Genomic DNA, 12421 nt, shown 5'->3' on the forward strand with positions numbered 1-12421 from the left:
CCACCTAATCCCGGCCTTGGGGTATGCTACTTAAACGTTCAAAAAATACGGTATCGAGTTTCGCAAAATAGCGGCTACCGCGAATCTCAGCGACAAAAAACAATTTATCCGCTTGATTCTCAGTCACCGCGTAATGCCAGGACTTGCTGGAGGCATCATAAGGCGCCTCTTCTGGTTTGGGCGGATCGGTATCCAGCCCTAGTCCCAGCATGACCCGCCCAATACTCTGGTTACTCGTAATTTTTAAGCTCAGCGCGCCGTTAGAGGTCACTGGAGTGAGCTCAAACTCAATGTCACCGTTCTCCAGTGAACACTGCCCACTGGCATACCGACAGTTGCTCTTCGCGACCAAAGGGTAACTCTGACCTGGTAGAGCTTTTTGTGCAGGCTCAGCCCCAATCAGACCGACCGCGTACCACGCGCCAATCGCTAAAACCGGGGCCACGAGTAACGCGACGACGACATGTTTATTGGTAAAAACTGACATAAGTATTCCTAAAAAAAACGGGCAGTAAACTGCCCGTTCTAGATTTATAGCTCCATTGCCACCTTAATGGTCCTGGGCCATTCCTGCTCCTGCGGGCACGCGAATATTCTCAACTAACTCTTGCACTTCATCTGGCACTTCTTTCGTTACGCTAGACACAGCAAAGGCTACTACGAAGTTCACAATCGCGCCAATACAACCAAAGGCGTTGGGCTCGATCCCCATAAACCAGTTCGGTGACATGCTTCCCAAGAATTCGGTGCCTTGGATAAACATAATTCCTTTGTGCTGGAACACGTACAACAAGGTCACACCAATACCAGCTACCATACCTGCAATGGCACCTTCTTTGTTAACGCGTTTGCTGAAAATGCCCATCATCAGCGCAGGGAAGATCGACGATGCGGCTAAACCAAACGCCAGAGCAACCGTACCTGCAGCAAATCCAGGAGGATTAAACCCGAGATAACCCGCTCCGGCAATCGCGGCTGCCATTGCCACTCGTGAAGCCATCAGCTCCTGCTTTTCATCGATGTCTGGTGTCAGCATACCTTTTAATAGGTCGTGCGAGATCGCTGAAGAAATTGCGAGTAACAAGCCGGCAGCCGTCGACAAAGCCGCAGCCAATCCACCGGCAGCCACGAGCGCGATGACCCAGTTAGGCAGCTTGGCGATTTCTGGATTAGCCAGAACCAGAATGTCGTTATCTACCTTGGTCAACTCATTCGTCTCTTTATTCGCGCTGTACTGAATAAGGCCATCGCCATTCTTGTCGGTGTAGCCCAAAAGACCGGTTTTCTCCCAATTTTTGAACCACTGGGGACGCTCTTCGTACGCCAAGTACTGGCCTGGCTCGGGTTCAACCGTGTTCATGATGTTGTATCGAGCCATCGCACCAACCGCAGGCGCCGTTGTGTACAACACGGCAATGAACACCAAGGCCCAGCCCGCAGAAGAACGGGCATCTCGCACCTTAGGTACCGTGAAGAAACGGATGATTACGTGAGGCAAGCCCGCTGTGCCCACCATCAGTGACAGCGTGTAAGCAAACATGTTCAAGGTTGATAGTCGTACATCCGTGGTGTACTCCTTGAACCCCAGTTCGGTTACCGTCTGGTCAAGTCTATCGAGCAAAAAGGTATCGGTGCCACTTAGGGTACTGCCTAGCCCCAACTGAGGGAAAGGATTACCTGTCAGCTGCAAACTGATAAAGATCGCAGGAATGGTGTAGGCCAGGATCAGTACGCAGTATTGCGCGATCTGGGTATAGGTAATGCCTTTCATACCACCGAGCACGGCGTAAAAAAACACGATGACCATACCAACCAACAGCCCCGTCTCGTAACTGACTTCTAAAAAGCGCGAGAAGGCTACGCCGATACCTTTCATCTGACCGATAACATAAGTTACGGAGCAGATAATGAGGCAGACAACCGCCACCGCTCGTGCAGCTTTAGAATAGAAACGGTCCCCGATAAACTCAGGTACGGTAAACTTGCCGTACTTGCGCAAATAGGGCGCCAGCAACATCGCCAAGATCACGAAGCCGCCTGTCCAGCCCATTAAAAACACCGAGCCGCCGTAGCCCATAAAGGCAATCATACCGGCCATTGAAATGAAAGATGCTGCCGACATCCAGTCAGCCGCTGTTGCCATACCGTTAGCAACGGGATGAATACCACCGCCGGCTACGTAGAACTCTTTGGTTGAGCCGGCACGCGACCAAATTGCAATACCGATGTAGAGCGCGAAGGTGAAGCCAACCACAATATAGGTTAATGTTTGTAAATCCATGACGTTAATTCCTTATTCTTCTTCAACGTTAAATTCGCGATCCAACGCTGCCATCTTTTTGGTGTAATAAAAAATTAAGGCCACAAAGGTGTAAATCGAACCCTGCTGTGCAAACCAGAATCCTAGTTTGTAACCCCCCAATCTGATCTCGTTTAAGGCATCAAAAAGCAAAATGCCGCAACCATAGCTGACGATAAACCAGACCACCATGAGCTTGACCATCAGCGATAAATTTCGCTTCCAGTAAGCTCGAGCTTGATCATCGGTTAATTTGGACATGAGTATCTCCTTGTTGTTATAAACCCGACTGACTTGATGTTACCCCTCAAGCCAGTCACGCGCTGTTAGACCTTAGTCTTAGAAAGCATATTTGACCGACAGCTGCAGACGATTCATGTCGCCATCACGGCCATCTTCCAACTCCTTGCTGGCGAACAACAGCTCACCGCCTAACATCAATCCGGGCGCTGGCAAATACTGTAGGTTCGCGTGGAACGACTGATATTGTTTGGCCAAACCGCCGGCAGCGGCGTAATCAGCCATCGAGGGGTTATCAGCGCTCGCGACAGAAGCAGAAAACACGCTGCGCCACTCAGGGGTCCAATAGTGCTCGTAGGCGAGCGTTAATGCGGTTTGATCGATGGTTTCGATATCCCCTTGCGCATTCAGGTAACCGTCGTTAAAGGCATTCAAGCCTAAGTAACGACCCAAAGCAGAGCCATAGTTCAACATGTATTTGAGGTTGTTCTTACCATCGGTGACAACCTTACCCGCCAAGCTCAAACCGTACCCCATGGCCTTGTCGTTCTGGCCCTCTAGCGCTAGATTACTGCGATCCTCATACTGAAGGGTCCGCATTACACCGGCCAAAGAATACGAATGGCTGCCATCACCGCCATTGTAGCGAACCACGATATCCGGCATAGCTTCCGCATCATCCAAGCGTGTGCCCGTCAAACTATTCAAACGTGTCGCCGGATTCTCCAGAGCAAACTGATAGTTCCCGTTCGTCCAACGGATCATCGGCTGACGATTAAACAAGGTCCCTACCGGGCCAACAAAGTCTAATACACCGGGTAACGCACCCACGTTGAAGAAGGTCGACCACGTTTGACCTGCCAATACCGATTTACCGGGTTCGTAGTCCCATTTCACAAAAGCATGCCGCAAGCGAGGGTTCCAAGAGTTCGAGATACGCTCATCCCCTGCACCACTGAGCATAAAGTCCATTTCGACATGGCTCGAGATGGTTCCCGCGTCCGTGGGCGTTTTGGTTTTAAAGAATACCCGAGAGGTCTTGTTGTGAATGTTCGTGTTGGTGTAACTGTCGGTCTGCGCGCCCGGGCCCGACACAGGAATAAGCGATGCCACCAAAAAATCATCGATCAGACGATTACCGGGCTTACCCTCCTGATAGGTCGTGGTAATGCTGTCTAGCTGGATGAAGCCGCCATAATCAAACTCGGTGTTCGACAGTTTGCCCTTCATGGAGTCTAACGTGGCGACCGCGGTTTCTAAGCCGCTCGCTGTTTCGCTCGCTTGAACCTGTGTGGTCTGCAAGGTTTTGGCGTTTGCGTCAGTTTGCGATTGCGTCGCTGCCAGCATGGCTTTCAACTCCGCAATTTGAGCTTCCAAAGCATTGATACGCGACTCGACGTTCTCAGCACCACCCGATGCCAGCGCCATTTGAGCGCTTAGCAACGGTACGCTTAAAGCCAAAGCCAATCGTTTTTTATTCATATTCTCTACCCCTTTTTTGGTTGTTGTTACCGCAGGGGGCAGTTTGCAGGGCAAGAAAGACCGACGACTATTAGACCTTAGTCAAATTTTGAGCGAATTTAGACCAAAGTCGACTGCACGAATTAAGAAAGACGCTTACACTTTACCCGTCGAGTCACTCTTTGATTCGATGACATAGCCCTTGGTGGCAATGCCACCAGTTAGCCGGGACTTGCTCCCGGCCTTTTTATTGGTAGACTTTGTTGACTCCTGAATTACTGGCTAGGGCTAATGACAATAAAAACCATATTAATTGCCGACGATCACCCGCTCTTCTCTGGTGCCATTGGCGGCATTCTCAAAGATTTGCTACCTGACCACCAGATTTTATCAGTACCAGATGTTGATTCCCTGCAAAAAGTGGCTGAGCGCGAGACGGAGCTATCACTGCTTTTACTCGACTTAAACATGCCCGGAGCCATTGGGTTTTCGGCCTTGTCATGGTTTGTCGGTAATTTTCCCGCAACGCCTGTTATTATGATTTCAGCCAATGGGCACAGTACGACCGTTCGAAAAGCCTTGGACTTTGGAGCCGCTGCGTTTATCGAAAAATCAGCGGATAAAACAACGATCGAACAATGTGTGCTGGCGGTTTTAAAAGGGGAAACCGGACTGCACCCGAACCTTACAATCAGCTCCCGCCCGACACAATTGGAAACGATCGACACGGCCGCCGCAATCGCATCGCTCACACCACAACAACTCAAAGTCTCGTCTATGCTTGTAGAGGGATTACTCAACAAACAGATTGCCTACGAGTTGAATGTCAAAGAAGCCACAATCAAAGCGCACATGACAGAGATCATGCGCAAACTCGGTGTATTTTCGCGGACTCAAGCTGTTCTTGCCCTGAGTCAATTAGCCGCTGAGCAACCCCAAGAGCACGCTCAGTAATGCGGGCCAAACGGCGGACATCCACGCGTTAGGATTTACTCAGTAACGCGGATATCAGGGCTTGCAGCCGTCCTACATTCACGGGCTTGGGCATAAACCTGAACCCTGCCTCTGCTACTGCTTTGCGCACAGAATCCGAATCATCGGCGCTGATCACAACCACAGGTAAGGTCTTGCCCAAATTGCTAAACCACTGTGTTATGACATCGACACCCCGAGTGCCGTCGTCCAAATGATAATCCACTAATGCGACATCAATGCTCTCGGCAACGGGAGCAGGAAGACTCATTAACTCCCGTTCGTGGGTGAGGGTCGTGACCTGTAAACCCATGGCGGTCATCAATTGCTCCATACCCGCGACAATCGTCGGATCATTGTCAAGGCACAGCACCCGGCCCGAGGCAGTGCGCGGCGCCAAGGGTTCTGCTGCAATAGTAGGCGCTGTCGCACGCGGCGTGACCACAGGCACAAGAACACTGAATAACGAGCCCCTTCCCTCCTCGGACTTCATATCGAGCTTAATATTTAGCAAATCGCAATAACGTTGAACAATCGCCAGTCCCAAACCTAAGCCATCGTCTTGACTCGCGTCGCCTCGCCCTATCCGCTCGAATTCCTGAAACACTCGAGCCTGATCGGCGAGCGAAATGCCACGACCTGTGTCCCAGACTTGAATTTCTGCGTGAGCAGCTCGTCGCCGCACACCGACCAATACTTTGCCACGGTCGGTATAACGAATGGCGTTACCAATTAGATTCTGCAGGATGCGTGTGAGCATCGCCGGATCGACCTTAAGCCAAAGTGTTGAAGGCACGCACCGCAAGGTCAGCCCTTTTGATTCCCCAATCGCTGTAAGCTCGGCGAGTACAGGACTGAGCACATCAAGCAATGCGATCTCGGCGACGGCAGGTTCGTGCCTACCAGAATCGAGCCGACTGATTTCACGTAGATCCGTGATCAGACGTTCTGCCCGCTGCAAGGACTGGTCAATATGCGCAACCAAGCCCGGATTCATCTCACCGCTTTGTAACAGGTTTTGCTGTAAGCTTGCTGTAAATAGACGTGCTGCATGAATGGGTTGTAATAAGTCATGACTGGTCGCTGACATAAAGTGTGACTTACTCCGCCCAGCGTCACGCAGCTGCGATTCGACTTCAGCTCGCAGTCGATTTTCTTTGCGCAATTGAGTGTTCGTCTCAAGCAGCGTTCTCGTGCCCGAGGCAACCTCGGCTTCGAGGGCCGTTCGCGTATCCTCTAACTGCGCCAACACATCGTGGTAGTCAGTGACTTCGATATACGTTGTAACGAAGCCGCCCTGTGGTAGCGGATTCCCTCGAATATCGATCACTTTGCCATTCGGCAGCGTTCGTTCGAGCCGATGAGGGTTGCCTTCACGTAACCATCCAAGTCTCTTTTCGATCTCGCCATCAATGTCACCCTCTCGTGTATTTAAGATTCCTCGTTGTGCATTAAAACGATAAACACGCTCGATTGGACAGCCCGAGTATAAAAAGCGTGGAGGATAATCAAATAGTTCCTCATAGCGTTTGTTCCAGGCAACCAGTCGTAGTTCAGGGTCTACCACAGCAATGCCTTGAGTTAAGTTTTCTACCGCACTCTCCAGCAGTGACCGGTTAATACTGTTGTGCTTACTGGCATCGGTCACCATTCCAGCGAGATCTTGAAATGCGAGCTGTTGTCCGTACTCGAGTTGTTCCATAGCACGATGCGCTGATGCCACGCCAATGATATCGGCGAGTATTGATTCGACTCGCTCGACCACAAATTTTGGCGCCCGATCGCCGGGCAAAAGACGTTGTTCATAGGCGCTCTCAAACTCGCGCCACAAACTCTGATAGCCATGATCGCGCAGAAACGGTGTCAAAAGCGCCTGAATCTGACTCACCCTGACTAAGGTCAAGGAAAAGTCCAGATGGGTGGCATCCCGTTCGGTATCCGGGAAAAACAAAGCAACCTGCCGTTTGTCCGAGGCTGCCATTGGCAAAAGCAACGACATCAGTATCAACGTGACTAGGTTAAATCCCAGGCTCCAAAATGTGGCATTGGCAATAATCGAGCCCAAATCGAGGCTTAAAAATCGTATCGGCGAGAGCCAAGCCAAACCCCAAGGGCCAGCACTGAGCCATTCATACTGTCCAGCAAACACAAAAGGAATGACGCAAGTGTAAAACCACAGAGACAAACCAAAACACATCCCCAGCATGACGGCTAAGCCATGCGCCTTGCGCCAATACAAGCCGGCGATTAAACCGGGAGCTACCTGCGCTGCTCCTAAAAACGACATAAAGCCAATAGATGTCAGCCAGGTCACATTCACCAGTGCTTCAGTAACCCACCAAGCGGCAATCATAATCACCACGATCAGCAAGCGCCTGACCCGCTTTAAATTATCACCCAAGCGCAGCAGACTCGAGGGCGTGCCGGCGCTCAATCGCATCAGTGCAGGCGCCACCACTTCGTTGGTGAGCATAATCGATAAACTTAGGGTTGCGATAATCGCCATGGACGTCGCTGCCGAGATACCACCAATAAATGCGGCGGTGGCCACCCAAGGTGCGTCGAGAGCGAGCGGGATCATTTGCACCCATGTGTCAGGGCTGACTTGCGGATTGTCGGCAAACAATATATGCCCCGCTTGGCTGATCGGGATAACCAGCAGCAGAAAGCACAATAAATACAGTGGGAACACCCAGCGACTTAAACCCACTCTAGTGCCCTCTTGTAATTCCACTACGCTCACGTGGAATTGTCTTGGTAAGCACAAAATGGCTAACGCGCTCAACAAGGTTTTGGCAATGAAATCGGCATCTAAAGTTGCTGCCTGAAGCGGGGGCATAAAATTGGGTATCGGATCTAAGGCACTGTCTTCCCCCAAATATTCAAGCGCAAAAAATGCCACGACTAAAAAAGACACCAGTTTTATCAGCGATTCGAAAGCAATAGCCGACATAACGCCAGCGTGCCGCTCGCTGCCATCTAGGCGTCGAGCGCCAAACAGCACTGTAAAAATTGCCAATAGCCCCGCAATAAGTGGAACACTTTGAGTGTCCAATTGTTGGAAGGTTTGACCCGCAAAGTGCACATTGATCATTTGCCATGCTTGAGCCAAGGCTTTGAACTGCAGGGCGATGTAGGGCACCACCGCAGCGACGGCAACCACAGTCACGATAAGCGCTAAAGAAGGTCGCTTTCCAAACCGAGCCGATAAATAATCGGCTAACGATGTGACGCGCTGCTTTCGCCGTGTATCGACCAGGCGTTTGAATACCGGCCAGGCCAAGATCATTAGCAAGATTGGACCGAGATAGATGGGTGCGTGCGCCCAAGCGCTAGTGTTAGCTGTACCCACGGCGCCATAAAACGTCCAAGAAGAACAATACACACCAAGCGAGAGTGCATAGACTAACCCGCGCATGGTCTTTCCGGACAATAGCGAACGGCCAGCCTCAACTCGGCGATCCGCTAGCCATGCCACTAGAAACAAGACAAAGATGTAGGCAATACCGAGTGTCGCTAACAGCGTTGGTGAAATCATTGCTTCCCCTTTTTTATAAGAGAAGCATACCTCAGGAGCCGCGAGCTAGGAACTATTGGTCAGCTTAGAAGAGTAAAGGCACACCAAGCCAACGCGTAAGACAGCAGTCCATAACCGACCAGTAACTGCAGTGGTAACTTGGCACTACCGCCTTCGCGGTAGAGGGTTGCTAGCGTCGAGACGCATTGTGCCGCGACCGCGAAAAACACCAGCAGCGCAACGCCAGACGCCAAAGGCAAGCCGCTCTCTTGAACCCTCGTCGCCAAAGACACCACGTTCTCGGTCGCATCCTCGATACCGTACAGCGTCCCCAAAGTACCCACAAACACCTCGCGTGCCACGAAAGACGCTAAAATCGCGATACCATACTTCCAATCTAAGCCAAGTGGTTGGAATACAGGCTCGATCAAACGGCCCGCCCAGGCTAAATAAGACTGCGATAAATCCTGTCCTTGATTAGGGAAATAGCCTAAAAACCAAATTAACATGGTAATCCAAAAAATAACGGGGCCAGCCTTCTTAACGAAATACCCCGCACGCTCGATAGCGCCTCTCAGAATAGATTGCCACGAGGGTAGTCGGTAGGGTGGCATCTCAAGCACGAAAGGTGCATCGTGCTCTGCGTCCGGCGTAACCCGAGAAATTGCCGCTGTCACCAGCAAAGCAGTTACAATCCCAAATAAGTAAATGCCGAACATCGCCAAACCCTGTAATCCTAACAGACCACCGGCTATTGACTCGTTGGGAATAAAGGCCGCGATCAGCAGCGCATAAACCGGTAAACGCGCCGAGCAAGGCATCAAGGGGATGGCCATATAGGTGAGCCAGCGCTTGCGGGGCGATTCTATGGTACGTGCCGCGTAAATTGCCGGAATGGCGCACGCCACGCCACTGAGCATAGGCACGAAACTCTTACCCGTTAGCCCAAACGCATTGAGGGGCCTATGGCAAATCACCGCCGCACGCGCGAGATAGCCAGAATCTTCGAGAGTACCGACCACCAAAGTCAGCACAAAAATTTGCGGCACAAACACTAAAAAGGCACCCACACCGCCAAAAATTGCGTCTCGGACGAAATCTGCGGCAAGTTGATTGCCGATATAGGGCACTATGCCCTCAGCAGCCCACCCCAGGGAGGCTTCGACGGCATCCATCATCGGAGCAGCCCAAGTGAAAATGGCCTGGAACAGAGAGAACATAATAACGAAAAACGCCAATCCACCACTGACTGAGTGTAAAAAGAAATCATCTAAGCGGCTATGGCTTTTGAGTAACAAGTCGCCTTTTGGCCCGTAAGTGTGTGCGAGCTGCTCCGCCCGATTGCGCTCCCATCCCTCATCCCTAGCAAGCAAGTTTGAGTCTGCTGGAGGAGTGGTCAAGTTATCGGAAGATAGCACCTGTTGCAGGCGCTCCAACCCGAATCCAGATTTAGCGGATACGCCAACCAGGGGTACGCCCAATTCGCGCTCTAACCCGTCGAGGTCGAGCCTAAGTTTGTGCTTGTCCAGGATATCGACCATATTGCACGCAACGACAAAGGGCAGGCCTGCGGCGACACAGGCCTCACGTACCTGAAGGGCGAAAAACAAGCCTTTTTCTAAGCGGGTAGCGTCAAGCACGCAGAGCACGGCTTTAGTCTTATCGATCTTCTGAATGGCCTCCTGAAATGCTCTGACGGCCACTTCCTCCTCGCCAGAAATAGTGTGCAAGGAGTAAACGCCCGGGAAATCAACCAACTGTAAGGTGGGATCAAAGCTCGCTGTGCCCGCGTGGGTACTGACAGTGACACCCGGAAAGTTTGCCACTTTTTGCTTCAGGCCAGTCAAACGATTGAACAGCAGGGTTTTACCCGAATTGGGGCTTCCAATAACGAGCACGTCTTTCATCACGCCAGTCTCTCTGCGTAAATTGCGCCGGCAACAAGTTTGTCTAAGGAGTACACGGCATTATCAACGCGGTACAGTTTCGGCGCACCCAGACTTGGAGCTGCGGTGCAAACCACTTTCGCGCCAAGACGAAAACCCAGCTCTTGGAGCCGACGGCAATAGTTGCTAGCAAGCGCGTCTGAATAACGTGCAATCAGCACAGTATCCCCGCGCTGCAGTTGCCACAATGAAAGGGACTGTTGATCCAATCTAAACCTCGAAACGGCACACGATAGACGCCGACACATTAACAGATTTAAATGCAAATGGTAATACTTATCATTTGCAAAAACCAAGGTCGCGGGTGTTGACTACAGCCGTCCCGATTTGAGCACAGCGTCGGCTAAGACCTCTAGCGCGCGCTCCGTATCTTCCCAGCTAATGCAGGCATCGGTGATGCTTTGGCCATAGGTCAGCGCCTGCGTATCGATAACATCTTGACGCCCGCCGACGATATTGCTCTCGATCATCACTCCGAAAATGCTGCGGCTACCCCGTCCAACTTGCGTTGCGATATCGTTGATGACGTCCATCTGACGCGCAGGATTCTTTCTAGAATTGGCGTGGCTTGCATCAATCATAATACGCTGTGGCAGACCTGCTTTTATCAGCATTGCTGCCGTATCATCGACCGAGAACATGTCATAGTTGGGGTGTTTACCACCCCGCAGAATGACATGACAATCTTCGTTTCCGACGGTTTGAAAAATCGCCGAATGCCCTTGCTTTGTGACCGACAAAAAATGATGAGGGTTAGAAGCTGACTTAATCGCGTCGATGGCAACTTGAATGTCTCCATCCGTGGCGTTTTTAAAACCGACGGGGCAAGACAACCCTGACGCCAACTCTCGATGTGTTTGGCTCTCGGTGGTGCGTGCGCCGATTGCACCCCACGAAACCAAATCAGCAATGTATTGAGGACTGATTAAATCTAAATATTCGGTACCGGCAGGCAAACCGAGTTCAGCCAACTCTGCCAACAGACGTCGCGCTAGACCCAAACCTTTATTGATTTTGAACGTGTTGTTCAGGTCCGGGTCGTTAATGAGGCCTTTCCAGCCCACGGTCGTTCTGGGCTTTTCAAAATAGACACGCATGACCACCTCAAGCTCATTGGCATAGCGTTCACGCAACGCTGCTAGTCGGCGGGCATAATCCATCGCCGCTACTGGGTCATGAATAGAACACGGCCCAACAACCACGACTAAACGAGGATCCTCATCGTTCAGCACGTTGTGAATGGCAGACCGAGCGCGTGAAACCGTATGTACAGCCACCTCAGTTGCCGGGATTTCAGCCACCAGGGCCTCTGGCGCAACCAGTTCTATGATTTTATTGATCCGAGTATCATCCGTGGTCGTCATTCAGCTACTACCTCTTACTTTTTATGCCACATCAATCTGTGGCCTTAGTTAAATCATCCAACAAACCTTCAGGTAGCAGGGTTTCCGTCATCTCCCCGATGACATTCCTGACCACCAGATGCGAGGCCATCCACGTGTGCAAACACCGAATTCGGTCGTCCGCCTCAATACCCCCAATCCCGCGCGACTCAAACACTTTTGCAAAGGCTGAACTTGCCACTTCCTGCGCCTGCACAGACGTCCACAGCCTTTGTCTCAGCGCTTGGTGTGCTCGATGATCCTGCGCCATTCGCGCCGCTATTGCCGGATCAACATCCACTTGAGACTGCAAAGTGGCGATCGCCCCGCCCGCCTCGAGTCGATCTAACACCAGGTTAAGTTCCGGATCAGTTAGCCAAAACGTCGTCGGGAACGGTTGTTTGCGAACAATAGGAGCGACTCGGATAACCGCTGGGCGACTGCGGCGCCAAACCGCGACGCCCTGAAAACCCTGCGGGGTTCGTCCTATCTGTTGGGCAACAATGGCTTCAATATTTGTTTCTAGGCTCACAGTAAACACAGTCTTATATGCGCTAAAAGCGCGCTAGCATAGCAGATACAGCTACCGCAGACAGTGATTTAC

Annotated in this window: 10 protein-coding genes; 1 reads left to right on the forward strand and 9 read right to left on the reverse strand. The window is 51.5% G+C overall.

Annotation, left to right across the window (positions count from 1 at the left end; genetic code table 11):
* Positions 1-4 precede the first annotated feature (4 nt).
* The 4 genes from ACTF5Z_RS00510 to ACTF5Z_RS00525 all read right to left on the reverse strand — a co-directional run bounded on the left by ACTF5Z_RS00510 (position 5) and on the right by ACTF5Z_RS00525 (position 4021).
* Positions 5-487, reverse strand: a complete 483-nt coding sequence (locus tag ACTF5Z_RS00510) for a hypothetical protein (RefSeq protein ID WP_438984074.1) — start codon at positions 485-487, stop codon at positions 5-7.
* A 63-nt stretch (positions 488-550) separates the two neighbouring features.
* A complete protein-coding gene (locus ACTF5Z_RS00515; protein ID WP_438984075.1) occupies positions 551-2281 on the reverse strand; it encodes a sodium:solute symporter family protein in 1731 nt (576 codons plus the stop codon).
* A gap of 12 nt (positions 2282-2293) precedes the next feature.
* Complete coding sequence (locus tag ACTF5Z_RS00520; RefSeq protein ID WP_423849319.1) at positions 2294-2560, reverse strand: DUF4212 domain-containing protein; 267 nt, start codon at positions 2558-2560, stop codon at positions 2294-2296.
* A 78-nt stretch (positions 2561-2638) separates the two neighbouring features.
* Positions 2639-4021, reverse strand: a complete 1383-nt coding sequence (locus tag ACTF5Z_RS00525) for a DcaP family trimeric outer membrane transporter (RefSeq protein ID WP_438984076.1) — start codon at positions 4019-4021, stop codon at positions 2639-2641.
* A gap of 270 nt (positions 4022-4291) precedes the next feature.
* Here ACTF5Z_RS00525 and ACTF5Z_RS00530 point away from each other — a divergent pair, with 270 nt between their 5' ends.
* Positions 4292-4954 carry a LuxR C-terminal-related transcriptional regulator gene (locus ACTF5Z_RS00530; protein WP_438984077.1) on the forward strand — a complete coding sequence of 221 codons (663 nt, stop codon included), beginning with the start codon at positions 4292-4294 and terminating at the stop codon, positions 4952-4954.
* 28 nt (positions 4955-4982) lie between these two features.
* On the opposite strand, the gene ACTF5Z_RS00535 is transcribed toward ACTF5Z_RS00530, so the two are convergent.
* From ACTF5Z_RS00535 to ACTF5Z_RS00555, 5 genes are all read right to left on the reverse strand, one after another.
* The gene (locus tag ACTF5Z_RS00535; protein WP_438984078.1) at positions 4983-8510 is read right to left on the reverse strand and encodes a PAS-domain containing protein; all 3528 of its coding nucleotides are present in this window, start codon (positions 8508-8510) and stop codon (positions 4983-4985) included.
* A gap of 59 nt (positions 8511-8569) precedes the next feature.
* The gene (gene feoB, locus ACTF5Z_RS00540; protein WP_438984106.1) at positions 8570-10396 is read right to left on the reverse strand and encodes a ferrous iron transporter B; all 1827 of its coding nucleotides are present in this window, start codon (positions 10394-10396) and stop codon (positions 8570-8572) included.
* A complete protein-coding gene (locus ACTF5Z_RS00545; protein ID WP_438984107.1) occupies positions 10396-10683 on the reverse strand; it encodes a FeoA family protein in 288 nt (95 codons plus the stop codon). The genes feoB and ACTF5Z_RS00545 overlap by 1 nt, the downstream gene beginning before the upstream one ends.
* A gap of 63 nt (positions 10684-10746) precedes the next feature.
* Entirely contained in the window at positions 10747-11799 is a 1053-nt protein-coding gene (locus tag ACTF5Z_RS00550) for a 3-deoxy-7-phosphoheptulonate synthase (RefSeq protein ID WP_423849315.1), read from the reverse strand.
* A gap of 31 nt (positions 11800-11830) precedes the next feature.
* The gene (locus ACTF5Z_RS00555) at positions 11831-12349 is read right to left on the reverse strand and encodes a DUF501 domain-containing protein (protein ID WP_438984079.1); all 519 of its coding nucleotides are present in this window, start codon (positions 12347-12349) and stop codon (positions 11831-11833) included.
* Positions 12350-12421 lie beyond the last annotated feature (72 nt).

It is taken from the genome of Aequoribacter sp., assembly GCF_965659035.1.
In the GTDB taxonomy this organism is placed as follows: domain Bacteria; phylum Pseudomonadota; class Gammaproteobacteria; order Pseudomonadales; family Halieaceae; genus Aequoribacter.